This is a genomic window from Kitasatospora sp. NPDC056651 (genome assembly GCF_042792155.1).
In the GTDB taxonomy this organism is placed as follows: Bacteria; Actinomycetota; Actinomycetes; order Streptomycetales; family Streptomycetaceae; genus Kitasatospora.
Window position 1 is genome coordinate 49,239 of sequence record NZ_JBHTWX010000025.1, and the last position, 24,479, is coordinate 73,717.

Annotated in this window: 23 protein-coding genes; 4 read left to right on the top strand and 19 right to left on the bottom strand. The window is 72.0% G+C overall.

The annotated features are described in order from the left end of the window. Window positions 1–6 precede the first annotated feature (6 nt). Window positions 7–714 (bottom strand): MBL fold metallo-hydrolase, encoded by a 708-nt coding sequence (locus ACFRAR_RS12885; RefSeq protein ID WP_380697728.1) that lies wholly within the window; start codon window positions 712–714, stop codon window positions 7–9. Window positions 715–963: 249 nt separating this feature from the next. Between ACFRAR_RS12885 and ACFRAR_RS12890 the strand changes: the two genes are divergently transcribed. Together ACFRAR_RS12890 and ACFRAR_RS12895 are read left to right on the top strand one after the other, a co-directional pair. Further along, window positions 964–1,812: a peptidylprolyl isomerase gene (locus ACFRAR_RS12890; RefSeq protein ID WP_380697730.1), complete on the top strand. Its 849-nt coding sequence runs from the start codon at window positions 964–966 to the stop codon at window positions 1,810–1,812. A 265-nt stretch (window positions 1,813–2,077) separates the two neighbouring features. Next, a complete protein-coding gene (locus ACFRAR_RS12895; RefSeq protein WP_380697732.1) occupies window positions 2,078–3,307 on the top strand; it encodes a DUF349 domain-containing protein in 1,230 nt (409 codons plus the stop codon). An 82-nt stretch (window positions 3,308–3,389) separates the two neighbouring features. On the opposite strand, the gene ACFRAR_RS12900 is transcribed toward ACFRAR_RS12895, so the two are convergent. From ACFRAR_RS12900 to pgsA, 16 genes are all read right to left on the bottom strand, one after another. Next, window positions 3,390–5,903: a RelA/SpoT family protein gene (locus ACFRAR_RS12900; RefSeq protein ID WP_380697734.1), complete on the bottom strand. Its 2,514-nt coding sequence runs from the start codon at window positions 5,901–5,903 to the stop codon at window positions 3,390–3,392. A gap of 96 nt (window positions 5,904–5,999) precedes the next feature. Next, window positions 6,000–6,551, bottom strand: coding sequence for an adenine phosphoribosyltransferase (locus ACFRAR_RS12905; RefSeq protein WP_380697736.1), 552 nt, complete (start codon window positions 6,549–6,551; stop codon window positions 6,000–6,002). Between the two features lie 29 nt (window positions 6,552–6,580). Further along, a complete protein-coding gene (gene secF, locus ACFRAR_RS12910) occupies window positions 6,581–7,696 on the bottom strand; it encodes a protein translocase subunit SecF (protein WP_380697738.1) in 1,116 nt (371 codons plus the stop codon). A 4-nt stretch (window positions 7,697–7,700) separates the two neighbouring features. Further along, window positions 7,701–9,515 carry a protein translocase subunit SecD gene (secD, locus tag ACFRAR_RS12915; protein WP_380697740.1) on the bottom strand — a complete coding sequence of 605 codons (1,815 nt, stop codon included), beginning with the start codon at window positions 9,513–9,515 and terminating at the stop codon, window positions 7,701–7,703. Window positions 9,516–9,665: 150 nt separating this feature from the next. After that, window positions 9,666–10,073, bottom strand: a complete 408-nt coding sequence (gene yajC, locus ACFRAR_RS12920) for a preprotein translocase subunit YajC (protein ID WP_380697742.1) — start codon at window positions 10,071–10,073, stop codon at window positions 9,666–9,668. Between the two features lie 260 nt (window positions 10,074–10,333). Continuing rightward, a complete protein-coding gene (gene ruvB, locus ACFRAR_RS12925; protein WP_380697744.1) occupies window positions 10,334–11,404 on the bottom strand; it encodes a Holliday junction branch migration DNA helicase RuvB in 1,071 nt (356 codons plus the stop codon). Between the two features lie 53 nt (window positions 11,405–11,457). Next, complete coding sequence (gene ruvA, locus ACFRAR_RS12930; RefSeq protein ID WP_380697746.1) at window positions 11,458–12,069, bottom strand: Holliday junction branch migration protein RuvA; 612 nt, start codon at window positions 12,067–12,069, stop codon at window positions 11,458–11,460. After that, window positions 12,066–12,650, bottom strand: a complete 585-nt coding sequence (gene ruvC, locus ACFRAR_RS12935; RefSeq protein WP_380697748.1) for a crossover junction endodeoxyribonuclease RuvC — start codon at window positions 12,648–12,650, stop codon at window positions 12,066–12,068. The genes ruvA and ruvC overlap by 4 nt, the downstream gene beginning before the upstream one ends. Window positions 12,651–12,800: 150 nt before the next feature. Next, window positions 12,801–13,559 (bottom strand): YebC/PmpR family DNA-binding transcriptional regulator, encoded by a 759-nt coding sequence (locus ACFRAR_RS12940; protein ID WP_049651428.1) that lies wholly within the window; start codon window positions 13,557–13,559, stop codon window positions 12,801–12,803. Window positions 13,560–13,648: 89 nt separating this feature from the next. Next, window positions 13,649–14,266, bottom strand: coding sequence for a pyridoxal 5'-phosphate synthase glutaminase subunit PdxT (gene pdxT / locus ACFRAR_RS12945; protein WP_380697750.1), 618 nt, complete (start codon window positions 14,264–14,266; stop codon window positions 13,649–13,651). A 96-nt stretch (window positions 14,267–14,362) separates the two neighbouring features. Then, window positions 14,363–15,274 (bottom strand): pyridoxal 5'-phosphate synthase lyase subunit PdxS, encoded by a 912-nt coding sequence (gene pdxS, locus ACFRAR_RS12950; RefSeq protein WP_380697752.1) that lies wholly within the window; start codon window positions 15,272–15,274, stop codon window positions 14,363–14,365. Between the two features lie 129 nt (window positions 15,275–15,403). Further along, window positions 15,404–15,949, bottom strand: a complete 546-nt coding sequence (locus ACFRAR_RS12955; protein ID WP_380697754.1) for a hypothetical protein — start codon at window positions 15,947–15,949, stop codon at window positions 15,404–15,406. Window positions 15,950–15,984: 35 nt separating this feature from the next. After that, on the bottom strand, window positions 15,985–16,347 hold the full coding sequence (locus ACFRAR_RS12960; protein WP_380697756.1) for a 5-carboxymethyl-2-hydroxymuconate Delta-isomerase: 363 nt from the start codon (window positions 16,345–16,347) through the stop codon (window positions 15,985–15,987). Window positions 16,348–16,426: 79 nt separating this feature from the next. Then, window positions 16,427–17,611, bottom strand: a complete 1,185-nt coding sequence (locus ACFRAR_RS12965) for a glycosyltransferase family 4 protein (RefSeq protein ID WP_380697758.1) — start codon at window positions 17,609–17,611, stop codon at window positions 16,427–16,429. Window positions 17,612–17,662: 51 nt separating this feature from the next. Next, the gene (locus ACFRAR_RS12970) at window positions 17,663–18,619 is read right to left on the bottom strand and encodes a phosphatidylinositol mannoside acyltransferase (RefSeq protein WP_380697760.1); all 957 of its coding nucleotides are present in this window, start codon (window positions 18,617–18,619) and stop codon (window positions 17,663–17,665) included. A 16-nt stretch (window positions 18,620–18,635) separates the two neighbouring features. Then, window positions 18,636–19,283, bottom strand: a complete 648-nt coding sequence (gene pgsA, locus ACFRAR_RS12975) for a phosphatidylinositol phosphate synthase (protein ID WP_380697762.1) — start codon at window positions 19,281–19,283, stop codon at window positions 18,636–18,638. A gap of 235 nt (window positions 19,284–19,518) precedes the next feature. Between pgsA and ACFRAR_RS12980 the strand changes: the two genes are divergently transcribed. Then, entirely contained in the window at window positions 19,519–21,567 is a 2,049-nt protein-coding gene (locus ACFRAR_RS12980) for an elongation factor G-like protein EF-G2 (protein WP_380697764.1), read from the top strand. On the opposite strand, the gene ACFRAR_RS12985 is transcribed toward ACFRAR_RS12980, so the two are convergent. Next, window positions 21,555–22,019, bottom strand: coding sequence for a thiol-disulfide oxidoreductase DCC family protein (locus ACFRAR_RS12985; RefSeq protein WP_380697766.1), 465 nt, complete (start codon window positions 22,017–22,019; stop codon window positions 21,555–21,557). The genes ACFRAR_RS12980 and ACFRAR_RS12985 overlap by 13 nt on opposite strands. 162 nt (window positions 22,020–22,181) lie before the next feature. Between ACFRAR_RS12985 and ACFRAR_RS12990 the strand changes: the two genes are divergently transcribed. Then, window positions 22,182–23,828, top strand: coding sequence for a hypothetical protein (locus tag ACFRAR_RS12990; RefSeq protein WP_380697768.1), 1,647 nt, complete (start codon window positions 22,182–22,184; stop codon window positions 23,826–23,828). A gap of 66 nt (window positions 23,829–23,894) precedes the next feature. On the opposite strand, the gene ACFRAR_RS12995 is transcribed toward ACFRAR_RS12990, so the two are convergent. Then, entirely contained in the window at window positions 23,895–24,455 is a 561-nt protein-coding gene (locus ACFRAR_RS12995) for an HIT family protein (RefSeq protein WP_380697770.1), read from the bottom strand. Window positions 24,456–24,479: the final 24 nt, after the last annotated feature.

The following is a 24,479-nucleotide window of genomic DNA, read 5'->3' on the forward strand; positions in this document are numbered from 1 at the left end:
CTTCCGTCACATTCCTCGTCGCGGGAAAGCCGGGGCGCCGGCCGCCCCCGCTGCCTGTCGGAGGTAGGGGTTGGTGGCGCGCTCGCGGCCGATGGTGGTCTGACCACCGTGGCCGGAGAGGACCACGGTGGAATCGTCGAGGGGCAGGCACACCCGGGCCAGCGAGGTCATGATCGCTCCGCTGTCCCCGCCCGGGAGGTCGGTACGCCCGATGGAGCCGGCGAACAGCAGGTCGCCCGAGAAGAGCACCGGGGGGAGGTCCTCGGCACCGGGCGTCCGGAAGGTCACCGACCCCTTGGTATGGCCCGGGGCGTGGTCCACCGTGAGCCGCAGGCCGGCCAGCTCCAGCACTCCGCCGTCGGTGAGCTCGCGCACGTCGTCGGGCTCGCCGACGGTGAGCTCGCCCATCAGCTGGGTGCCCAGGGAGCGGCCGAGCGCCTTCTCCGGGTCGGACATCATGTACCGGTCCTCGGGGTGGATCCAGGCCGGGACGCCGCGGGCGCCGCAGACCGGGACCACCGAGGCCACGTGGTCGATGTGGCCGTGGGTGAGCAGCACGGCGACGGGCTTCAGCCGGTGCTCGCGGACCATCTCCTCGACGCCGCGGGCCGCCTGGTGGCCGGGATCGACGATGACGCACTCCTCGCCCGCCGCCGGGGCGACCAGGTAGCAGTTGGTGCCCCAGGCTCCAGCGGGGAATCCGGCGATGAACACGCGCGTCCTTCGGTGTGCGGCGGTCGGCTGCGGCGCCTACCAGTGTCGATGCAGCCGGTGATGATTCAGGTGCAGCCTACCGGCGCTCCGGGTCCGGTTGCGAACCAGATAGGGGTGGCGGGGCGCCGCCGGGTGGTGGGTTCACCGGGTTCTTACAGGCCCGGTCCCTACACTTGGCCGCCGAGGGATGCGATGATCCGCTCCGGAATCCATCCACTTTTCCCGCACATCCCGTAGGAGACACGGCCGGTGGTCAGCAGCGAACAGCGGCGGCGGCAGCTCGCCCGAGACAAGTACGACCGCCAGATGGAGCGCCGGGTCGCGGCCGCGGCCGCGCGCAAGCGCCGCAACACGATCCTGGGCGCCTCGCTCGCCGTCGTCGTGCTGGCGGGCGGTGGCACGCTGATCGCCACCGGCGCGTTCAGCTCGGACGACAAGGGCGACAAGAAGGCCTCGGCGTCGGCCAACCCCCAGGCGGCGCCGACCGACGCCGCGGAGCCGACCGCCCCGACCCGCAAGCCGGTCGAGGGCTGCGCCGACCCGGCGCCGGGCGCGCCCAACGGCAAGAAGTGGCAGGCCGAGCCGGCCATGACGATCGACCCGGGCGGTTCGTACGCCATGACGCTGGACAGCAACTGCGGCAAGGTGACGGTCGCGCTGGACGCGGCCAAGGCCCCGCACACCGTGAACTCCTTCGCCTTCCTGGCCGGCGAGCAGTTCTTCGACCACACCAAGTGCCACCGCCTCACCACGGACGGCATCTTCGTGCTCCAGTGCGGCGACCCGACGGCCAGCGCGACCGTCCCCGGCGGCACCGGCGGCCCCGGCTACAAGTTCGCGGACGAGAACCTGTCCGACGCCACCTACCCGGCCGGCACCGTGGCGATGGCCAACTCGGGCCCGGGCACCAACGGCAGCCAGTTCTTCCTGGTCTACAAGGACACCAAGCTGCCGCCGAACTACACCCCCTTCGGCAAGATCACCGGCGGCCTGGACGCGGTCCAGAAGATCGCCGCCGCGGGCACCCTGGAGGGCACCCCGGACGGCCACCCGATGGCCGACGTCACCTTCAACTCCGTTACGGTGGCGAAGGGCTGACCGAATCCGGGGCCGTCCGGAAGCCGCCTCCGCGCAGCTCCCGCACGGCCCCGGCCCGAAATCGCCCGGCCCGGATGCGGACAGCACCGGTCCTGGTCGCCTATGTTGGCGTCGTATAGGGTGCCCGCACCCGCCTGGCCGTCACCCTCGGCAGCAAGACACGGCGGACGGGGACGGCGGACTCTTTCGGTCCGTCGCACATCAACTGTGGACGACGGACGCGCGCCGCCCCGGCGCGGGCGCGACGTCATGTGGAGGACGCGCTATGAGCAGCGACCCGTGGGGCCGTGTGGACGAGCAGGGCACGGTCTACGTCAGGACGGCCGACGGCGAACGCGCCGTCGGTTCCTGGCAGGCCGGCTCGCCCGAGGAGGCCCTCGCCTACTTCGAGCGCAAGTACCAGGGCATCGAGGTGGAGATCGGCCTGCTGGAGAAGCGGGTGCGCACCACCGACCTGGCCGCCAAGGACGCCCAGGCCGCGCTGGAACACCTGCGCGCCCAGGTCGTCGAGGGGCACGCGGTCGGTGACCTGGAGTCGCTGGCCAAGCGGCTGGACACGCTCGCCGGCGAGATCGAGAGCCGGCGCGAGGAACGCAAGGCCGCCCGCGCCAAGGCCCAGGACGACGCCCGCTCGGCCAAGGAGGCCCTGGTCTCCGAGGCCGAGCAGCTCGCCGAGTCCACCCAGTGGCGGGAGGCCGGGGACCGGCTGCGCGCGCTGGTGGACACCTGGAAGGGCCTGCCGCGGCTGGACCGCAAGAGCGACGACGAGCTGTGGCACCGCTTCTCGCACGCCCGCTCGGTCTTCTCCAAGCACCGCAAGGCGCACTTCGCCACCCTGGACGCCGAGCGCGAGAAGGCCCGGCAGACCAAGGAGGCGCTGGTCTCCGAGGCCGAGGCGCTGTCCTCGTCCACGGAGTGGGGCAGCACCGCGGCCGCCTACCGCGACCTGATGGCGCGCTGGAAGGCCGCCGGCCGGGCCCAGCGGGACGTCGAGGACGAGCTGTGGGCGCGGTTCCGCGGCGCCCAGGACGTCTTCTTCCAGGCCCGCTCCTCGGTGTTCAGCGAGCGGGACGCCGAGCAGGTGGAGAACCAGAAGCTCAAGGAGGCGCTGGCCGCCGAGGCCGAGACGATCCTGCCGATCACCGACCTCAAGGCCGCCAAGGCCGCGCTGCGCGAGGTCAACGAGCGCTGGGAGGCGATCGGGCACGTGCCGCGCGAGGTCCGTCCGAAGCTGGACGGCCGGCTGAACGCGGTCGAGCGGGCCATCCGTGAGGCCGAGGACAGCGAGTGGAAGCGCTCCAACCCGGAGGCCAAGGCCCGCGCGGCCGGCATGGTCGGCCTGTTCCAGGCGAAGGCCGACAAGATCCAGGCCGACCTGGACAAGGCCCGCGCGGCCGGCAACGCCTCCAAGGCCGCCAAGCTGGAGTCCGAGCTGGACGGCGTGCGGACGCTGCTGGAGCAGGCGCACAAGAGCCAGGAGGAGTTCAGCGGCTGATCGTCGTCTGACGCGCTGAACGGCGAAGGCCCCCGGGAACGGTCCCGGGGGCCTTCCGCGTACCCGCCGCGCGTGCCCGCCGCTACTTGTTGCGGGCGGAGGTGACGCGGTAGACGTCGTACACGCCCTCGACTCCGCGCACCGCCTTGAGCACGTGGCCCAGGTGCTTCGGGTCGCCCATCTCGAAGGTGAAGCGGCTCATCGCGACCCGGTCCCGGGAGGTCTGCACCGCCGCCGACAGGATGTTGACGTGCTGGTCGGAGAGCACCCGGGTGACGTCCGAGAGCAGCCGGGAGCGGTCCAGCGCCTCGACCTGGATGGCCACCAGGAAGACCGAGGACTGGGTGGCCGCCCACTCGACGTCGATCATGCGCTCCGGCTGCTGGCTCAGGGCCTCCACGTTGACGCAGTCGGCGCGGTGCACCGAGACGCCGTTGCCGCGGGTCACGAAGCCGACGATCGGGTCGCCCGGCACCGGGGTGCAGCAGCGGGAGAGCTTGACCCAGACGTCCTCGACGCCCTTGACGATGACGCCCGGGTCGCCCTTGGCCCGGCGGCGCACCGCGCGGCGGTTGTCGTGGGTCGGGGTGGCGGTCTCCGCCAGGTCCTCGGTCGCGCCCTCCTCGCCGCCGAGCGCCTGGACCAGCTTCTGCACGATGTTCGGCGCGGCGACGTGGCCCTCGCCGATCGCGGCGTAGAGCGAGGAGATGTCGGGGTAGCGCATCTCGTGGGCCAGGGTGACCAGCGAGTCGCCGGTCAGGATCCGCTGGATCGGCAGGCCCTGCTTGCGCATCGCCCGGACGATCGCCTCCTTGCCGTGCTCGATCGCCTCCTCGCGGCGCTCCTTGGAGAACCAGGCGCGGATCTTGTTGCGGGCCCGCGGTGACTTGACGAAGCCCAGCCAGTCCCGGGACGGGCCGGCGTTCTCCGCCTTGGAGGTGAACACCTCGACGGTGTCGCCGTTCTCCAGGGTCGACTCCAGCGGCACCAGCCGCCCGTTGACCCGGGCGCCTATCGTCCGGTAGCCGACCTCGGTGTGCACCGCGAAGGCGAAGTCGACCGGGGTGGCCCCGGCCGGCAGGGCTATCACGTCGCCCTTGGGCGTGAAGACGAAGACCTCGTTGCTGGCCAGGTCGAAGCGGAGCGACTCCAGGAACTCGCCCGGGTCGGCGGTCTCCTTCTGCCAGTCCAGCAGCTGCCGCAGCCAGGCCATCTCGTTGACGGCGCCGGCCTTGTCGTCCTTGCGGACCTGGGTCGGGGTGTCGGTGCGGACCTTGGAGGCCCCGGCCACCGCGCGCTGCTTGTACTTCCAGTGCGCGGCGATGCCGTACTCGGCCCGCCGGTGCATGTCGAAGGTCCGGATCTGGAGTTCGACGGGCTTGCCGCCGGGACCGATCACCGTGGTGTGCAGCGACTGGTACATGTTGAACTTGGGCATCGCGATGTAGTCCTTGAACCGCCCCGGCACCGGGTTCCACCGCGCGTGGATGGTGCCCAGCGCCGCGTAGCAGTCGCGGACGGTGTCGACCAGGACCCGGATGCCCACCAGGTCGTAGATCTCGGCGAAGTCCCGGCCCCGGACGATCATCTTCTGGTAGACCGAGTAGTAGTGCTTCGGCCGGCCGGTGACGGAGGCGGTGATCCGGGCGCCGCGCAGGTCCGCCTGGACCTGGTCGATGACGGTCGCCAGGTACTCGTCCCGCTTGGGGGCGCGCTCGGCGACCAGCCGGACGATCTCGTCGTACATCTTGGGGTAGAGGATCGCGAAGGCGAGGTCCTCCAGCTCCCACTTGATGGTGTTCATGCCCAGCCGGTGCGCCAGCGGGGCGTAGATCTCCAGCGTCTCGCGGGCCTTCTTCTCCTGCTTCTCCCGCTTGAGGTAGCGCATCGTGCGCATGTTGTGCAGGCGGTCGGCAAGCTTGATCACCAGGACCCGCGGGTCCTTGGCCATCGCGACGACCATCTTGCGGACGGTCTCGGCCTGCGCGGCCTCGCCGAACTTGACCCGGTCAAGCTTGGTGACGCCGTCCACCAGCAGGGCCACCGAGTCGCCGAAGTCCTTGCGCAGGGTCTCCAGGCCGTAGTCGGTGTCCTCGACGGTGTCGTGCAGCAGCCCGGCCATCAGCGTCGGGGCGTCCATGCCGAGCTCGGCGAGGATCGTCGCGACGGCCAGCGGGTGGGTGATGTACGGGTCGCCGCTCTTGCGCTTCTGCCCCCGGTGCCACTTCTCGGCCACCGCGTAGGCCCGCTCTATGTCCCGCAGCAGTGCCGGGTCGGCCTTCGGGTCGTTGGCCCGGATCGAGCGGAACAGCGGCTCCAGGACGGGGTTGAGCACGCTGGAGCGCTGACCGCCGAGGCGGGCCAGCCGGGCCCGCATGCCGCCGGTGGAGCCTCGGCCGGAGGGGCCGAGCGAACGCGAGGAGGTCGGCGCCGGGCGTGCCGGGGTGGCCCCCGAGGGCGTGGGACGGTTTTCGGGGGCGGCCGCTGCGGCCGTGGGCACAACCTCGTCGGGCAAGGACAACTCCTCGGGGCACCAGGGCCGACCCCTGCCGGGGCCCGAACGCTCGGACACAACCGGGAGGGGATGAATCTTCATGGTACCGAGCCGCGCGCCCCGGTGTTCATCCGGCCGGGCCAGGAAACGGAGGAGCGGCGGCCGGATGTCCCGACCGCCGCCCCTCCGACCGATCCGTCAGACCGTGACCAGCGTCTCCAGCGGAGCGCCGCCGAGGTGCCCGGCCAGCCGCTCGCGGCCGTCCAGGAAGCCCAGCTCCATCAGCACCACGACGCCCGCCAGCTCGGCGCCGGCCTCCTTCACCAGGTCCAGCGAGGCGCCGATGGTGCCGCCCGTGGCCAGCACGTCGTCCACCACCAGCACCTTCTCACCGGGCTCGAAGGCGTCGCACTGCACCTCCAGCGTCGCCGAGCCGTACTCCAGCTCGTAGCTGCGCCGGAACACCTCGCCGGGCAGCTTGCCCTGCTTGCGGATCGGCACGAAGCCGAGCCCGGCCGCGACGGCGGCCGGGGCCGCCAGCACGAAGCCGCGCGCCTCCAGGCCGACCACCTTGGTCGCACCGAGCGCGTGGGCCCGCTCCGCCAGCGCCCGGGTGAGGGCGCCGAAGGCCTCGGCGTCGGCGAGCAGCGGCGCGATGTCCTTGAACAGCACACCCGGCTTCGGGTAGTCCGGGACGTCCCGGATCCGGCTGTTCAGCAGCTCGGCCAGTGCGGTGTCGGCGGTGGTCACGGTGTCATTCCTCGGGTTCGTGGTCGGGGTCAGCGCTTGGTGGACGGACGGCCCTTGGCACGAGCGGTGCCGGCCGACCGGCCGCGCTGTCCGACCATACCCGCAGGCTGGTCCTCGTCCGCCGGCTCCTCGTCGCCGAGGACGCCGCCCTCGGCCCCGCCCTCGGCCTCGCCCTTGGCGGCCGCCGCGGCCCGGTGCTGGAGGACCCGCTTGCGCAGGGCCTTCATCTCCGGCTCCTCCTCCTTGAGCTGCGCCAGCAGCGGAGTGGCGACGCAGATCGAGGAGTACGCACCGGCCGCGAGGCCGATGAACAGCGCGAGCGAGATGTCGTTCAGGGTGCCGGCGCCCAGGAAGCCGCCGCCGATGAACAGCAGCGCGGCGACCGGCAGCAGCGCCACCACGGTGGTGTTGAGCGAGCGCACCAGGGTCTGGTTGAGGCCCGCGTTGGCGGCCTCGCTGTAGGTGCGCTTGTTCTGCTTGGTGAGCCCCTTGGTGTTCTCCTTCACGGTGTCGAAGACGACGACCGTGTCGTAGAGCGAGTACCCGAGGATGGTCAGGAAGCCGATCACCGTACCCGGAGTGACCTCGAAGCCCACCAGGGCGTACACCCCGATGGTGATCAGGAGGTCGTGGATGAGGGCGACCAGGGCGGCCACCGCCATCCGCCACTCGAAGGCGATCGCCAGGTAGACCGTCACCAGGACCATGAAGACGATCAGGCCGGTGAGTGCCTTCTGGGAGATCTGCTTGCCCCAGCTGGGGCCGATCACCTGGGCCTCGACGGTGTCCAGCGGCACGCTGAGCTTCTGCGAGAGCTCGGAACGGATCTCGTCCGAGCTCTTCGTCTCCTCGGTGCTGACCTGGATGCGGATCTTGCCGCTGTCGGTCGACTGCACCAGCGGGTGGGAGGAGACGATCCCGTCCGCGGTCTCCTGCGCCTGGGAGACCGTCAGACCGGGCTTGGACACGGTGTAGACCGAGCCGCCCTTGAACTCGATGCCCAGGTGCAGGCCCATGGCCAGGCCGATCGCCGCGACGAGCACGATCACGCCGGAGATGGAGTACCAGAGCTTGCGGCGACCGACGAAGTCGAAGCTGACTTCGCCCTGGTAGAGCCGGTGGCCCAGGTTGGAGAAGCGTGACACGGTGTCAGGCCTCCTTCACGGCGGCAGAGGAGGGGCTACGGCGACGGCTGCTGCGCAGCGGCGGGCGGGCGCCCAGCCGCTTCGGGTCCAGGCCGGACCACGGGTGGCCGTTCAGGAAGAACCTGCGGCGGGCCAGCAGCGTGATCAGCGGCTTGGTGAAGAGGAAGATCACCACGACGTCGAGCGCCGTGGTCAGCCCCAGGGTGAACGCGAAGCCCTGGACCTTGCCGACCGAGACCACGTAGAGCACGGCGGCACAGAGGAAGGACACGAAGTCCGAGACCAGGATGGTGCGCCGGGCGCGCGGCCAGGCCCGCTGGACCGCCGGGCGCAGCGGGGCGCCCTCGCGGACCTCGTCGCGGATGCGCTCGAAGTACACGATGAAGGAGTCGGCGGTGATGCCGATCGCGACGATCGCGCCGCAGACCGCCGGCAGGTTGAGTGCGAAGCCGATCGCGTTGCCGAGCAGGCTCATGATCGAGTAGGTCAGGGCCGCCGAGACGAGCAGACCGGCGATCGAGACCAGGCCGAGGCCGCGGTAGTAGATCAGCGAGTAGGCGACCACCAGGACCATGCCGATCAGGCCGGCGACCAGGCCGGCCTTGAGCTGGTCGCTGCCGAGCGCCGGGGAGACGGTGGTGATGTCGCTCTTGCTGAACTCCAGCGGCAGGGCGCCGTAGCTCAGCACGTTGGCGAGGTCCTGCGCCTCGGCCTGCGAGAAGCGGCCGGTGATGACCGCGCTGCCGCCCGGGATCGGTCCGTTGACCTGCGGGTGGGAGACGACCTGGTTGTCCAGCTCGATGGCGAACTGGTTGGTCGGCGGGGCCTGGGTGGCCAGCTGGCCGGTGACCTTGGAGAAGGCGTCGGCGCCGGTACCGTTGAACTGGAGCTGGACCTGCCAGCCGGCACCGGTCTGGGTGTCGATGGTGGCCTGGGCCTTGGAGACGTCCGCGCCCTTCACGGCCACCGGGCCGAGGGCGAGCTTCTCGTAGTAGCCGTTCTCGGCCTTCTGGGAGCAGGCGACGACGGCCTTGTCCTCGGCGCCGGTCTGGGCGGCGCGGACCTCGGGCTTGGAGCAGTCCAGGGCGGCGAACGCGGCGGCCAGCTCCGGCGGCACGGTGCCCTGGGTCATCGCGGCACTGATGTCGGCGGCGCTCGGCTGGGTGGCCGCGGCGCTCGGGGCACCGGTGGCGGCCGGGGCCGCGCTGCCGGTGGCGGCGGGAGCGCCGCTCGCGGCGCCGGTGGCGGCGGTCGGGGTGGCGCCCTCGGCGGCCAGCGCCTCGCTCGCGGCCCGGCCCTGCTTGGTGGCGCTCGCGCCCGCGGACGGGGCGGCGGCCGACGGGGTGGCGCCGGCGGCCGGGGTCGCGCCCGGGGTGCCGGTGGCGCCCGCGGACGGGGTGCCGGTGGGCGCCGGGGCGCTGATGCCGCTGGGGGCCACGGCCAGGACGGGGCGGAAGAACAGCTTGGCGGTGGTACCCACCTGGTCCGCCGCGTTCTGCCGGTCGCCGCCCTTGGGGATGTTCACGATGATCGTGTCCGAGCCCTGGGTCTGGACCTCCGCCTCGGAGACACCCATACCGTTGACGCGACGCTCGATGATCGAGACGGCGATGTCCATGTTGGACTTGCTGAGCGCCTTGGGATCCGTCGACTTCGCGGTCAGCGTGATGCTGGTGCCACCGGCGAGGTCGATACCGAGCCGGGGCTTGGTGGTGCCCGTCCCGAACATGAGGGCGACCAGTCCGACGGTGACGACCAGGATGAGGGCCAGTGCCCGCCCTGGGTAGCCGTCGCGCGGGCGCGACTTTGGTGTTGCCACCTTGCTCGTTTCTCCCTGTCCATGCCACTTCCCCGGCCGTACCCCCGGCCGGTGTGTTGACTGGACGGGGGTACGGCGGTTCTGCGGCCCTGAGGTCCTGTGGGCTCGCGGCACACTGCGCCGCGCGGCCGGGCGGGTTGCCCGTCCGTACTACTTGCTCGCGGGAGCCCCGCCCTCGGCATCGCCCTTCTCGGCGCTGTCCTTGGTGAGCGTCAGCGGCTTGTCCCCGGCCGGCTCGGCGTCGGCGTCCTCGGCCTCCGGCTCGGGAAGCTCCTCATCGGCGGGGCGGCCGTTGATGATCGCGTCGTAGTCCTGGAAGTCCAGGACCGCCGCGATCGCGCTCTTGGTGAAGTGGGTGACCACGCCGGGCGCGATCTCCAGCTCGACGGTCTCCTCGTTGACCGCCTTCACCTGGGCGTACAGGCCGCCGATGGTGCGCACCCCCGCCCCGGGCTCCAGCGCCGTCTGCATCTGCTGCTGCTGCTGCTGGCGCTTCTTCTGCGACCGGAACATGAGCACGATCGCGATGATCGGGAGGAGAAGGATGATGAGGTTCACTGCAGCCAGGGTCCTTTACGGGCCGCCGACCGGCGGCCTGTGTGGTATTGGTCGGCCCGTCAGGTGAGAGGGGCGGTCCGGCGGATTCTAGGGGACCCAGAATCGATCGGACAACGCCAAGCATCGCATCCTGCTGCCGAAAGTGGCGACCCTCCGCCTGCACAGTTTCCCCGGACGTCGCTCCGGCCTCCCCCGTGCGCCACCAGGGGAACCCCGGCCGGGAACCGCCCGGCCCCAGTCACCCGTTCAGCCGATGGCGGTCAACTTTCGTCGGCGGGGGACGGCTCCGGCTGGGCCGGAACGCTGCCGCGAGTGGTCTGGACCGGTGGGGTCAGGCCGAGGTGCTGCCAGGCGGCGGCGGTGGCGATCCGGCCGCGCGGGGTCCGGGCGAGCAGGCCCTCGCGGACCAGGAAGGGCTCGGCGACCTCCTCGACCGTCTCCGCCTCCTCCCCCACGGCCACCGCGAGTGTCGACAAACCGACCGGCCCGCCGCCGAACAGCCGCAGCAGCGCGTTCAGCACCGCGCGGTCCAGCCGGTCCAGCCCGCGGGCGTCCACCTCGTACACGTCCAGCGCCTGGGCGGCGATCCCGGCGGTGACCTGCCCGTCGTGGCGGACCTGCGCGTAGTCGCGGACCCGGCGCAGCAGCCGGTTGGCGATGCGCGGGGTGCCGCGCGAACGCCCGGCGATCTCGGCCGCGCCGGCCGGGTCTATCTCGACGTCCAGCAGCGTGGCCGAGCGGTGCACCACCCGTTCGAGCTCGGCCGGGGCGTAGAACTCCATGTGCCCGGTGAAACCGAAGCGGTCGCGCAGCGGGGGCGGCAGCAGGCCGGCCCGGGTGGTGGCGCCGACCAGGGTGAAGGGCGGCAGCTCCAGCGGGATGGCGGTGGCGCCCGGACCCTTGCCGACGATCACGTCGACCCGGTAGTCCTCCATCGCCATGTAGAGCATCTCCTCGGCCGGCCGGGACATCCGGTGGATCTCGTCGAGGAAGAGCACCTCGCCCTCGGTGAGCGAGGAGAGGATCGCCGCGAGGTCCCCGGCGTGCTGGATGGCCGGGCCGGAGGTGATCCGGATCGGGGCGCCCAGCTCGGCCGCGATGATCATGGACAGGGTGGTCTTGCCGAGCCCGGGCGGCCCGCTCAGCAGCACGTGGTCGGGCGCGCTGCCGCGCTTGCGGGCCGCCTGGAGCACCAGGGACAGCTGCTCGCGCACCCGCTCCTGGCCGATGAACTCGTCCAGCAGCTTGGGGCGCAGCGCCGCCTCCACCGCCTGGTCCTCACCGTCGGCGGCGGCCGTGACCAGCCGGTCGGCGGGTTCCGAGTCGTACATCCTCGCGGGCTCCAGAGTCTCCAGTGTCGACAAAAAGACAGATCGGCAGATGGTCAGCGGGCGCGGTTGAGGCCGCGCAGGGCGAGCCTGAGCAGGGCGCCGACGTCCGGCGTGGCCTGCGCCTCAGCCTCCGGGGCGACGGCCGCGACCGCCTCGTCCGCCTCGCGCGGCGCGTAGCCGAGGCCGGTCAGCGCGGAGTGCAGCTGCTCGCTCCACGGCGCCGGACCGGCGGCGAGCGGCTTCTGCGCGGGAACGGCCCCGTGCGGGGCACCCAGCTTGTCCTTGTACTCCAGCAGCAGCTTGGCCGCCTTCGCCTTGCCGATGCCCGGCACGGCGACCAGCGCCTTCTCGTCGCCGCCCGCGATCGCGGCACGCAGCGCGTCGGGGCTGTGCACGCCGAGGATCGCCTGCGCCAGCTTGGGGCCGACGCCCGGCGCGGCCTGGAGGATCTCGAACACCGCGCGCTCGTCGTCGTCCGCGAAGCCGAACAGGGTCAGCGAGTCCTCCCGGACCACCAGCGAGGTGGCCAGCCGGGCCGGCTCGCCCAGCCGCAGCCCGGCCAGGGTGTTCGGAGTGCACTGCACGGCCATGCCGACCCCGCCGACCTCGACCACCGCCGTCCCGGAGGAGACGGCCGCCACGGGGCCCTGCACGAAGGCGATCATCGAACGCTCCCTCTCACGGGGGTGGTACGGGTCTTCAGGGACGCCACCGGGGTGGCGCGGGGTGCGGTGCGGGCGGCCTGGACGGCGGCCTCCAGCCGGTTCGTCGCCCCGCCGCGCCAGATGTGGCAGATGGCCAGCGCCAGCGCGTCGGCGGCGTCGGCGGGCTTGGGCGGCGCGTCCAGCCTCAGCAGGCGCTGAACCATGGCGGTGACCTGCGCCTTGTCGGCCCGGCCGGAGCCGGTGACGGCGGCCTTGACCTCGCTGGGGGTGTGCAGGGTGACGGGGATGCCGCGCCGGGTGGCGCAGAGCATCGCGACCGCGCTGGCCTGGGCGGTGCCCATCACGGTGCGCACGTTGTGCTGGGCGAAGACCCGCTCGACGGCGACCAGGTCGGGCCGGTGCTCGTCCAGCCAGGCCTCCAGGCCCTGCTCGACCCGGAGCAGCCGCTGCCCGATCTCGGCGTCGGCGGGGGTGCGCACCACGCCGACCCCGGCCATCCGCAGCGGCCGGCCCGGCGCACCCTCGACCACGCCGACCCCGCACCTGGTCAGCCCCGGGTCCACGCCCAGTACCCGTACCACTCGCCCCGCCTCTCGTCGATCGCCGCTCGCAGGCGACCTGCGAAGGCTACCGTCCGGGTCCGACAACCCGACCGACGACACCGGCCCGGTGGTCCAGGGACCACCGGGCCGGGCAGTGAGAACGGTCACGCGCCGTCGACCGACGCCGTGTCACTCGGCGTCGAGCTGCGCACCGACCTCGTCGGAGATGTCGAAGTTGGCGAAGACGTTCTGCACGTCGTCGCTGTCCTCCAGCGCGTCGATCAGCTTGAGGATCTTGCGGGCGCCGTCGACGTCCAGCTCGACCTGCATGCTGGGCAGGAAGTTGGCCTCGGCCGAGTCGTAGTCGACGCCGGCGTCGACCAGCGCGGTGCGCACGGCGACCATCTTCGAGGCCTCGGAGACGATCTCGAACGAGTCGCCGAGGTCGTTGATCTCCTCCGGCTCCTGGTCCAGGACGACCTCGAACAGCTTGTCCTCGTCCACGCCGTCGGCCTTGGGGACGATGACGACACCCTTGCGGGTGAACAGGTAGGACACCGAGCCCGGGTCGGCCATCGAGCCGCCGTTGCGGGTCATCGCGACGCGGACGTCGGAGGCGGCGCGGTTGCGGTTGTCGGTGAGGCACTCGATCAGGACCGCGACGCCGTTCGGGCCGTAGCCCTCGTACATGATGGTCTGGTAGTCGGCGCCGCCGGCCTCCAGACCGCCACCGCGCTTGACGGCGCGGTTGATGTTGTCGATCGGGACGGAGCTCTTCTTCGCCTTCTGGATGGCGTCGTAGAGGGTCGGGTTGCCCGCCGGGTCGGGACCGCCGGTGCGCGCCGCCACCTCGATGTTCTTGATCATCTTGGCGAAGAGCTTGCCGCGCTTGGCGTCGATCACGGCCTTCTTGTGCTTGGTGGTAGCCCACTTAGAGTGGCCGGACATCGCCAGCTCCTTTACGTCGCCAAAGGGAAATGAACAGATGAGATCTTACCGGTGTCGCCACCGGTAAGGCGCACACGGTCGGTGGTGGCCTACTTACCGGCGAGGTGCTCCTCGACCATGCGCACGAAGTACGCGTGCACCCGGTGGTCGCCGGTCAGCTCCGGGTGGAAGGAGGTGGCCAGCAGATTCCCCTGGCGCACCGCCACGATCCGGCTCTCCGGGCCGTCCGCGGCGGGCAGCTGGGCCAGCACCTTGACGCCCGCGCCGACCGACTCGACCCAGGGGGCGCGGATGAAGACGCCGTGCACCGCCGCGTCGTCCAGGCCCGCGAACTCGACGCCGGACTCGAAGGACTCGTTCTGGCGGCCGAAGGCGTTGCGGCGCACCGTCATGTCGATGCCGCCGACGGTCTCCTGGTCCTCGCGGCCGTCCAGGATCTTGTCCGCCAGCATGATCATGCCCGCGCAGGTGCCGTAGACCGGCATCCCGGCGGCGACCCGCTCGCGCAGCGGCTCCATCACGCCGAACAGCAGGGCCAGCTTGGACATCGTGGTGGACTCCCCGCCGGGGATCACCAGCGCGTCGACCTCGGCCAGCTCCTCGGCGCGGCGCACCGGACGGGCGAGCGCGTCGGCCTCGGCCAGCGCCACCAAGTGCTCGCGGACGTCGCCCTGCAGGGCGAGGACGCCGATGACAGGAGTGCTCACGGTCTTCAACCTCTATCGATCGTTACGACGGACTACGTGGCGCGGCCCGCCGCGCACCGAGGCGCTGCGGCGGGCCGGCCCGGGAACTGCGGGTGGTTACCAGCCGCGGTTGGCGTAGCGCTCGGTCTCCGGCAGGGTGTCGCAGTTGATGCCGACCATGGCCTCGCCCAGGTTGCGGGAGGCGTCCGCGATGACCTTGGGGTCGTCGAAGAACGTGGTGGCCTTCACGATGGCGGCGGCACGCTTGGCCGGGTCGCCCGACTTGAAGATGCCGGAGCCGACGAAGACGCCCTCGGCGCCCAGCTGGCGCATCAGCGCGGCGTCGGCCGGGGTGGCCACGCCACCGGCGGAGAACAGCACGACCGGCAGCTTGCCGAGCTCGGCGACCTCCTTGACCAGCTCGTACGGGGCGCGCAGCTCCTTGGCGGCGGCGAACAGCTCGTTGTTGTCCAGCGCGCGCAGGTGGCCGATCTCGTTCTTGATCTGGCGCAGGTGGCGGACGGCCTCGACGACGTTGCCGGTGCCGGCCTCGCCCTTCGAGCGGATCATGGCCGCGCCCTCGGCGATGCGGCGCAGGGCCTCGCCCAGGTTGGTGGCGCCACAGACGAAGGGGGTGGTGAACGCCCACTTGTCCGAGTGGTTGACCTCGTCGGCCGGGGTCAGCACCTCGGACTCGTCGATGTAGTCGACACCCAGCGACTGGAGCACCTGGGCCTCGACGAAGTGACCGATGCGGGACTTCGCCATCACCGGGATGGAGACCGCCTCGATGATCTCCTCGATCATGTTCGGGTCGGACATGCGGGCCACGCCGCCGTCCTTGCGGATGTCCGCCGGAACCCGCTCCAGCGCCATGACGGCCACCGCGCCGGCGTCCTCGGCGATCTTGGCCTGCTCGGCGTTGACCACGTCCATGATCACACCGCCCTTGAGCTGCTCGGCCATGCCGCGCTTGACCCGGGCGGTACCGATCTGCGGCTGGTCTGCGGTGGTGGGGGTGGTGGACACGTGAGACCTCACTCGAAGATGAATCAGTGCTATCGCCCTATGGTAGGCAGACCGGATGGCCCATCGATGCGCCACCAAGTCCAGCCCGGACGACGGGACACGACAAACAGGCCGTATCCGGGGGACACCTTAAGCAGGTGCCCCTTCGGGCGTGAGGGCGGGAGGCGGGGCATCGTCCATCTCGAACGCCAGCGGGAACGGCGCCTTCCCCGCCAGCCGGAAGTAACGCACCAGCCGGTGCTCGCGCACCGCCCGCGCCGCCCGCACCGCGTCGTTGTGGAACCGGCGCGCCATCGGCACCCGGCGCACCGCGGCCGTCAGCTCACGAACCGCGTCCTCACCACCCGGCGCCGCCACCAGCGCCGCCACCTGCTCCGGCTCCTCGAACACCGCCCGCAGCGCCAGGCTCAACTGGCTCTCCGCCACCTCGCGCTGCTCGTCCTCCGCCTGCCGGGCCGCGTGCGCCGCGTCCAGCAGCAGCAGCGAGGCCGCCGGATCCAGCAACGAGGACGTCGCCAGCTCCAGCGCCACCGACGCCCGGCGGACCAGCTGCGCGTCCAGCGCCGCCCGCGCGGCGTCGATCCGGGCGTGCAGCCGGTCCAACCGGCCGGCCGTCCAACTCAGGTACATGCCGAACAGCACCACGGCCACGCCGGCCCAGATCCAGGTAGTCACGGACCGCTACGTTACCGGGTGTCACCGGACCGCCCTCAGGCGGTCGCGTTCCGGTAGCTGTCGCGGTCGATGTCGGCGATGTTCACCGCCGTGAACAGCCGGGTGCCCGGCTTCGGCCGGACGTACCGGGCCAGCAGCGCCAGCACGCCCTCGCTCAGCGCCGCCTTCGCCTCCGGCGACCGGCCCGGGAAGATCTGGAACTCCACGAACACCTGGGTGTCGGAGGAGGCCCCGCTGGTGCCGACCACCAGCACCTCGCTCTGCCGGAACACCGTCTTGCAGGACTCCGGCTTCGCGTCGATCGTCTCCTGAGCCAGCCGGTTGATCGCCAGGCCCAGGCCCCGGCGGTCGAAGGTGCCCGCCAGGTCGGCAGAGTAGTCGACGGAGATCTGCGGCATCGTTGCCCCCGTGGATCGAAGTGGTACGGACGCGCCCGACCCTAACTCCCGACCGGACGGAACCCGGACCGGACAGGGCCTAGTCGCGGGCCAGCCCGAACCGGCCGCGCCGCCCGCTGCGCACGTCCTCCTCGACCACCGTCGCCTGACCGGCCGTCACCGTCTCGTACACCGCCAGGATGTCCGCGCCTACCGTCGACCAGTCGAACCGCCGCACGTGCCGCGAGGCCGCCTCCCGCAGCTCCTCCAGCCGCGCCGGATCGCCCAGCAGCCGCAGCGCCGTACGGGCCAGCGCGTCCGCGTCCTCCACCGGGAACAGCTCCCCCGCGTCCCCGCCGTCCAGCACCTGCTTGAACGCGTCCAGATCGCTCGCCAGCACCGGCGCGCCCGCGGACATCGCCTCGACCAGGATGATCCCGAAGCTCTCGCCACCGGTGTTCGGCGCCACGTACAGGTCCACGCTGCGCAGCAGCCGCGCCTTCTCCGCGTCGCTCACCATGCCGAGGAACTCCACCTGCCGGCGCACCTCGGGCGCCAGGCCCGCGGCCGCCTCCTCCTCGTCGCCCTTGCCCGCCACCAGCAGCCGAACCCCCGGCCGCTCCGCCAGGATCCTCGGCAGCGCCTCCAGCAGCGTCGGCAGGCCCTTGCGCGGCTCGTTGATCCGGCCGACGAAGCCGATCGTGCCGGGCTCCCCCTTCGCCGCACCGCCGGTCCAGCGCTCGTCCGGCTCCGCCTCCGCGAAGAAACCCACGTCCACGCCGTTGGGGATCACCACCGCGTCCCCGCCCAGGTGCTCCACCAGGGTCCGCCGGGCGTACTCCGACACCGCGATCCGGCCCCGGATCTTCTCCAGCCCCGGCTGGAGGATCGGCGAGGCCGCGATCATCATCCGGGACCGCGGGTTGGAGGTGTGGAACGTCCCCACCATCGGCCCGGTCGCCGACCAGGCCGCCAGCATCGACAGGCTCGGCGCGGCCGGCTCGTGCACGTGCAGGATGTCGAAGCGCCCGTCGTGCAGCCACCGCCGCACCCGCGCCGCCGACAGGATGCCGAAGCTCAGCCGCGCCACCGACCCGTTGTACGGCACCGCGACCGCCCGCCCCACCGGAACCACGTACGGCGGCAGCGCCTCCTCGTCCTCGGCCGGCGCCAGCACCGACACCTCGTGCCCCAGGCCGATCAGGTGCTCGGCCAGGTCCCGGATGTGGAACTGCACCCCCCCGGGGACGTCCCAGTCGTACGGGCAGACGATGCCGATCTTCACGGGTTCCTCAAGCTCCTTCGGACAGTCGTACGGGCGGGCCGTGAACCGGCCCTACGGCTTGGTGGCCTCGGCCGCCGGCTCCGGGGCGCGCTCCGCCGCCACCGGGGCCTTCACCGTCTCATGGACCGGCAGGTCGGCCAGCCAGAACTTCTGCAGCATGTGCCAGTCCTGCGGGTGCTCGCGGATGCCGTCCTCCCACACGTCCGCCATCGCCTGGGTCATCGCCCGGGTGCGCTCCTTGCGGTCGCCCTCCTCCGGCACCGGCACCTCGGGGTGTATCCGGGCCCGCAGCAGCGGACCGTCGTACCAGAGCGTCACCGGCAGCAGCGCCGCCCCGGTCCGCTGGCACAGCGCCGCCGGCCCCGCCGGCATCCGGGTCCGGTCACCGAAGAACGACACCTCGATCCCGGCCTCCGACAGGTCCCGGTCCCCCACCAGGCAGACCAGCCGGCCCTCCCGCAGCCGCCGCGCCAGCGTGCCGATCACGTTCACCGAACTGCCGGTCAGCGCCAGGACCTCCATGCCCTGGCCCTCCCGGAACGCCACGAACCGGTCGAACAGCCGCTCCGGCTTCAACCGCTCCGCGACCGTGGTGAACGGATGGCCCCGCTGCGCCACCCAGGTCCCCGCGAGGTCCCAGTTGCCCATGTGCGGCAGCGCCACCAGCGCGCCCCGCCCGGCCTCCAGCGCCGCCAGGACGTGCTCGAAGCCCTCCACGCGGACGTCCCTGGCCACCCGCTCCCGGCTCCACACCGGCAGCCGGAACGACTCCATCCAGTACCGCATGTACGAGCGCATCCCGGCCCGGGACAGCTCCCGCAGCCCGGCCTCGCCCAGCTCCGGACGGACCCGGCGCAGGTTCGCCTCCAGCTGGAGCACCCGCTTGCCGCGCTTGCGCCACGCGTAGTCCGCCAGCCCGTCGAACAGCCCGCGGGCCACCCGCTCCGGCAGGTGCTTCAGCAGCCCCCACCCCAGCGCGTACGCCCAGTACACCAGTCGGTCCGTCACCGCAGGACGCCCCCCATCAGCTCCCGGCCGCCGCTCGGTCGGCCTCGAACGCCTCCCGGCGCACGGTCAGCACCCGCTGGAACACCGTCACCAGGCTGCCCGCCGCCACCAGCCACAGCGCCACCGGCAGCAACCACTCCACGTACGGCACGCCGAACTTGTGCAGACCCGCGACACCGGCCGCCACCAGGCTGGCCACCAGCCGCTCGGCCCGCTCCACCAGCCCCGACACGTCGCACGGCAGGCCCTGGCTCTCCGCCCGCGCCTTCGTGTACGACACCACCAGCCCGCTCGCCAGGCAGAAGATCGCCACCGCGCACAGCAGGTTGTCGTCACCCTTGCCCGCGTACCACATCGCCAGACCGCCGAAGATCGCCGCGTCGGCGACCCGGTCCAGGGTGGAGTCGAGGAACGCCCCCCACTTGGAGGTCCGGCCCAGCTGGCGGGCCATGTTCCCGTCCACCAGGTCCGAGAAGATGAACAGGGTGATCGTGATGGTGCCCCAGAAGAACTCCCCACGCGGGAAGAACACCAGCGCACCGGCCACCGAACCGGCGGTACCGATCAGCGTCACGGCGTCCGGGCTCACACCCAGACGGATCAGGAACGCGGCGAACGGGGTCAGGACACGTGTGAAGAAGGCACGCGCGTATTTGTTGAGCATGGCCTTCCCAGCCGCTCCGAATCTCCCGGATACCCGCCTGGCGCAACACACGCGGCAGGCGGCCGGGCGGATCAGCCCGTCCGGCGCACCCATCGTAGCCACGCCGAGGACGCGCTCCGGCGCACGCACCGCCGCGACCCCGCCCCCGCGCGCACACGCACGGTCACCGAGCACCCGCGCGACTTCCGCCCCTAGACTGCGAACGACAGCCTCGGCGCCACGGGAGGAGACCCCGATGCCCGACCGCAGCACGGTACGAGCCGGCCAGGCACCCGCCGTCACCGGCCCGAAGGACCTGCGCAACGTCGTCCTCGTCGGCGCCGGCGGTGTGGGCAAGACCACCCTCGCCGAATCGCTCGCCCTCGCCGCCGGCGCCATCGGACGGGCCGGCCGCGTCACCGACGGCACCACCGTCTCCGACCACGAGGACATCGAGCACCAGCAGCAGCGCTCCGTCCAGCTCGCGCTCCTCCCGCTCGAATGGAAGGGCGTCAAGATCAACCTGATCGACCCGCCCGGCCACCCCGACTTCACCGCCGACCTCCGCGCCGCCCTGCACGCCGCCGACGCCGCCGTCTTCGTCGTCTCCGCCACCGACCCGGTCACCGGCCCCACCCGCGCCCTGTGGCGCGAGTGCGCCGCCGAAGGCATCCCCCGCGCCATCGCCGTCGCCAAACTCGACCTCGCCCGCACCGGCTTCGAGGACATCCTCACCACCTGCCACGACGCCTTCGACCTGGGCCCGGACACCCTCCGCCCGCTCTTCCTGCCCGTCCTCCACGACGGACACCCCGACGGCAGCGTCGACCTCCTCACCGGCGACACCTACGGCGACGCCGCACCACTGCCCGACACCACCCCCGCCCACGACAGCCTCGTCGAAGCCATCTCCGGCCAGGACGACACCCTCATGGAGCGCTACCTCTCCGGCGACCCCCTCGACACCGACTCCCTCGAAGCCGGCCTGCGCCGCGAAGTCCTCGGCTGCGCCCTCCACCCCGCCGTCCCCACCAGCGACAACGGCCTCGGCGCCGCCGAACTCCTCGACCTCATCGCCCACACCTTCCCCGACCCCACCGAACGCACCCGGCCCGGTCCCCCGTGCGACCCCGACGCCCCGCTCGCCGCCCAGGTCATCCGGGTCACCGGCGACGCCTACGTCGGCCGGATCAGCCTGCTGCGCGTGTTCGCCGGCACCCTGCGCCCGGACACCAAGATCCACCTCGCCGGCCCCGCCCACACCGCCGAACAGAACGGCGACGAACGCGTCACCACCCTCACCAGCCCCTTCGGCAAGCTCCAGCGGCCCGTCCCGCACGCCGTCGCCGGCGACCTCGTCTGCGCCGCCAAACTCACCACCGCCCGCGCCGGCGACACCGTCCACGACCCCGGCCACCCCGTCACCCTCGACGGCTGGACCCTCCCCGAACCACTGCTCCCGATCGCCGTCGAAGCCCACAGCAAGGCCGACGACGACAAGCTCTCCCAAGCCCTCGCCCGCCTCACCGCCGAGGACCCGGCCCTACGCCTGGAACAGAACCCCGACACCCACCAGCTCGTCCTCTGGTGCACCGGCGAGGCCCACGCCGAGGTCGTCCTCGACCGCCTGCGCACCCGCCACGGCGTCCACGTCGACACCGTCGAGCCCAAGGTCGCCCTGCGCGAGACCTTCGGCACCGCCGCCGCCGGCCACGGCCGGCTGGTCAAGCAGTCCGGCGGCCACGGTCAGTACGCCATCTGCGACCTGGAGGTCGAACCCCTCCCGGCGGGCTCCGGCTTCGAGTTCCAGGAGCACGTCGTCGGCGGCGCCGTCCCCAAGCACTTCATCCCCTCCGTCGAGAAGGGCGTCCGCGCCCAGCTCGCCAAGGGCGTCAGCACCGGGTACCCCCTCGTCGACGTCCGGGTCACCCTCACCGACGGCAAGGCCCACTCCGTCGACTCCTCCGACGCGTCCTTCCAGAACGCCGCCGCCCTCGCCCTGCGCGACGCCGCCGAGCACGCCGTCATCCGCCTGCTCGAACCCGTCGCCGCCGTCAGCGTCCTGCTGCCCGACGACTACCTCGGCGCCGTCCTCGGCGACCTCTCCGCCCGCCGCGGCCGCGTCCTCGGCACCGAGACCGGCGGCACCGGCCTCACCCTGCTGCGCGCCGAGGTCCCCGAACTCGAACTCGTCCGCTACCCGATCGACCTGCGCTCGCTCACCCACGGCACCGCCGAGTTCTCCCGCGCCTACCTGCGCCACGAACCCATGCCCGCCGCCCTCGCCGAGCGCTACACGGACTGAGCCGCGTTCCCCCGGTTCGGCAGCGCGCACGCCGCCGTACCCCCCGGCATCCGGTGCCGGTTGCGCGCCACCCAGCGGTAGACCAGCCCCGCCGGCGGCCGCACCGGCGCCGCCGTCAACACGGCGCCCAGATATGCCCACGCCCCGCCGGAGCGCATCAGCAGCCGCGCAACCGCCTGCGCGCCCCCGTACACCCGCCCGGTCGGCGTCACCCAGAGCACCTCGCGCTCCGCCCGCTCCGCCGACACCTCACCCCGGCCGCCCGCGCGCCCGTCCAGCCCCGCCAGGTCGGCGAACTGGAACGGCACCGCCTCCCAGCCCCCCGAGGCCAGCGTCTGCCGCGGGTACCGCTCCGCCCAGCGCACGCAGGACGAACAGAACGCGCAGTCCCCGTCGAAGACCAGCACCGGATCCTTCACGACCGCTCCCCTTTCCCGGCTCCCACCGTCCATCCTGCCCCACCCGCGCCAAGGGCACCCCGGCGGGCATCGATCCGGCCGAAGCCGGGCATCATGCCCCTCGGGCCTCCGGTGACGGCACTTCGGACGATCATCCCCGCGGGGGTGCCACGGCACGGTAACCTGCCGCTGACAAGGGGAGGAGGGGACGCCACCGTGACCACACTCGACATGACCCCGGGTGCGCAGATACCCCGGACCGACACCGGCCCGCAGACCGCCATCACCCAGGGACTCTCCTCGACCGCCTACCGCGACGGCGAGATCCAGGGCTTCGTCGACGCCGTCACCGACGCCACGGCGAAGAAGGGCCGCTTCGCGCTCTTCCGCCCCAACCTGGGCGAGGCCTTCAGCAAGGCGATGGTCTCCCGCGCCCTGGGCGGCGGCCGCAAGCCCCTCGTCCCGGCCTTCGGAGTCGACACCCGCCAGGTCGTCGAACACTGCCTGGCCGCCGAGGAACTGCGCAACACCCGCGACCGGCAGCTCAGCACCATCACCGTGGTCACCGGCCTGCTCTTCCTCCCCGGCACCCTGATCTGGCTCGCCGCCTTCCAGCTCCGCGCCTGGCTCAAGCGGGACAACCCGAAGAACGCGGCCGTCTACGGCGCCATCGTGCTCACCGCGGCCGCCGCCCTCGCCGTCCTGCTCGCGGTGCGCCCGCCGGCCACCGGCGTCCTCGGCATCTACCTGCGCGTCACCATGCTCGCCCCGGCCATCGGCTGGTACCTGGCCCGCCGGATCGTCGAGCGCACCGCCGTGGACCTGCGCTCCCGCTGGCAGGCACTGGTCGAGGGCAGCGCCGTGGCGGCCTCCGTCGCCAAGGCCGTCCCCCGGGACGACCTCGACAAGAAGGCCGCCGACCTGCGCGACAAGCTCGGCCGGCTGGACGCCGAGCAGGAGACCAACATCCACCACTACGCCGGACCCAAGGGCATCCTCGGGGCCGGCCGCCGCTGGGGCGAATGGCGCCTGGCCGACACCCTCCACCCCGCCGAGGGCCACGCCGACTTCCGCGCCTTCCACCCCTGGGACCTGATCCGCCGGATCTCCTCCCACCTCAAGGGCCTCGGCATCAGCCACGTCGCCAACAGCGGCATGCCCAACGTCGCCATCAAGCAGTGGGTGGTCTTCGACATCGGCGAGGGCGCCGACGAGATCAGCCGCCCCGGCAACGCCGACATGGACGGCGACCGGATGCGCGACTTCGCGGTGCAGACCATCGCCGACAAGCAGACCTTCACCGGCGGCCCCCGGCACTACCTCGCCACCCAGTTCATCACCCACGACGGCAAGCTGGTCCTCACCTTCACCGTCACGGTCACCCTGCTCGCCAACGTCCTGAACATCACCGTGTCCAGCTACGCGCTCGGGCCGGTCAAGGGCGTCTTCTTCGACAAGCCCAAGGACAAGGAGAAGTCGGTCGCCAAGACCGTGAAGTTCTGGGAGGAGCGCACCGTCAAACTCCCCCTGATCGACAACGACGAGGTCGTCCGCCAGGCCGTCCGCGCCCCCTTCTACCGGATGCCCGGCCTGCTCGGCTGGCTCGGCGGCGGGCTCGGCCTGCCGGAGCCCTTCGGGCTGCGGCACTCCTGGGTCAACAAGCCCTGGGACAACCGCTCCATGGTCGACAACGCCCAGAACGCCTCCGTCCCGGTGCTCAGCGCCATCCACGCGGCCACGCTGGAGTTCCTGGAGGAGCACGACCTGGACGCCGACCGGTTCTTCAAGAACCGCACCTCGATCATCAAGTCCGAGGCGCAGAGCCCCCGGCCGTACAAGGTCGACCAGGTCGACGCCGGCTGAGCCGCGGCAGCACGCGGGAGGGCCCCACCGAGATCCTCGGTGGGGCCCTCCCGCGCGTCGTCCGGATCAGCTCTGGGGCCAGGCCTCGGCCAGCATCTTCCGGGTGTCCGCCAGCAGCTGCGGCAGCACCTTGGTGTGGCCGACCACCGGCATGAAGTTGGTGTCCCCGCCCCAGCGCGGCACCACGTGCTGGTGCAGGTGCGCCGCGATCCCGGCCCCGGCCGCCGCGCCCTGGTTCATCCCGATGTTGAACCCGTGCGCCCCGGAGGCCGCCCGCAGCGCCGTCATCGCCTTCTTGGTGAAGTCCGCCAGCTCGGCCGTCTCGGCCTCGTCCAGGTTGGTGTAGTCGGCCACGTGCCGGTACGGGACCACCATCAGGTGCCCGCCGTTGTACGGGTACAGGTTCAGCACCGCGAACACCGCACTGCCCCGGGCGATGATCAGCCCGTCCTCGTCGCTCAGCGACGGGATCGAGCAGAACGGACAGCCGTCGTCCGGAGCCGGACCGGTGGGCTTGTTCTCACCCTGGATGTAGGCCATCCGATGGGGGGTCCACAGGCGGCGGAATCCGTCCGGCTCACCGACGCCCCGCTGAAGTTCCGGCTCAGTCGTCATGCTGATCAGCATATTCGCCCGGCGCTGCTTGCAAAG

What these genes read in the sequence shown, in the direction of transcription:
- ACFRAR_RS12895 (WP_380697732.1), top strand. Translation starts at nt 2,078, where the DNA reads ATGAGCAGCGACCCGTGGGGCCGTGTGGACGAGCAGGGCACGGTCTAC.
- ACFRAR_RS12900 (WP_380697734.1), bottom strand. Translation starts at nt 5,903, where the DNA reads ATGAAGATTCATCCCCTCCCGGTTGTGTCCGAGCGTTCGGGCCCCGGC.
- ruvB (WP_380697744.1), bottom strand. Translation starts at nt 11,404, where the DNA reads ATGTACGACTCGGAACCCGCCGACCGGCTGGTCACGGCCGCCGCCGAC.
- ruvA (WP_380697746.1), bottom strand. Translation starts at nt 12,069, where the DNA reads ATGATCGCCTTCGTGCAGGGCCCCGTGGCGGCCGTCTCCTCCGGGACG.
- ACFRAR_RS12940 (WP_049651428.1), bottom strand. Translation starts at nt 13,559, where the DNA reads ATGTCCGGCCACTCTAAGTGGGCTACCACCAAGCACAAGAAGGCCGTG.
- ACFRAR_RS12960 (WP_380697756.1), bottom strand. Translation starts at nt 16,347, where the DNA reads ATGCCGCAGATCTCCGTCGACTACTCTGCCGACCTGGCGGGCACCTTC.
- pgsA (WP_380697762.1), bottom strand. Translation starts at nt 19,283, where the DNA reads ATGCTCAACAAATACGCGCGTGCCTTCTTCACACGTGTCCTGACCCCG.
- ACFRAR_RS12980 (WP_380697764.1), top strand. Translation starts at nt 19,519, where the DNA reads ATGCCCGACCGCAGCACGGTACGAGCCGGCCAGGCACCCGCCGTCACC.
- ACFRAR_RS12985 (WP_380697766.1), bottom strand. Translation starts at nt 22,019, where the DNA reads ATGGACGGTGGGAGCCGGGAAAGGGGAGCGGTCGTGAAGGATCCGGTG.
- ACFRAR_RS12995 (WP_380697770.1), bottom strand. Translation starts at nt 24,455, where the DNA reads ATGCTGATCAGCATGACGACTGAGCCGGAACTTCAGCGGGGCGTCGGT.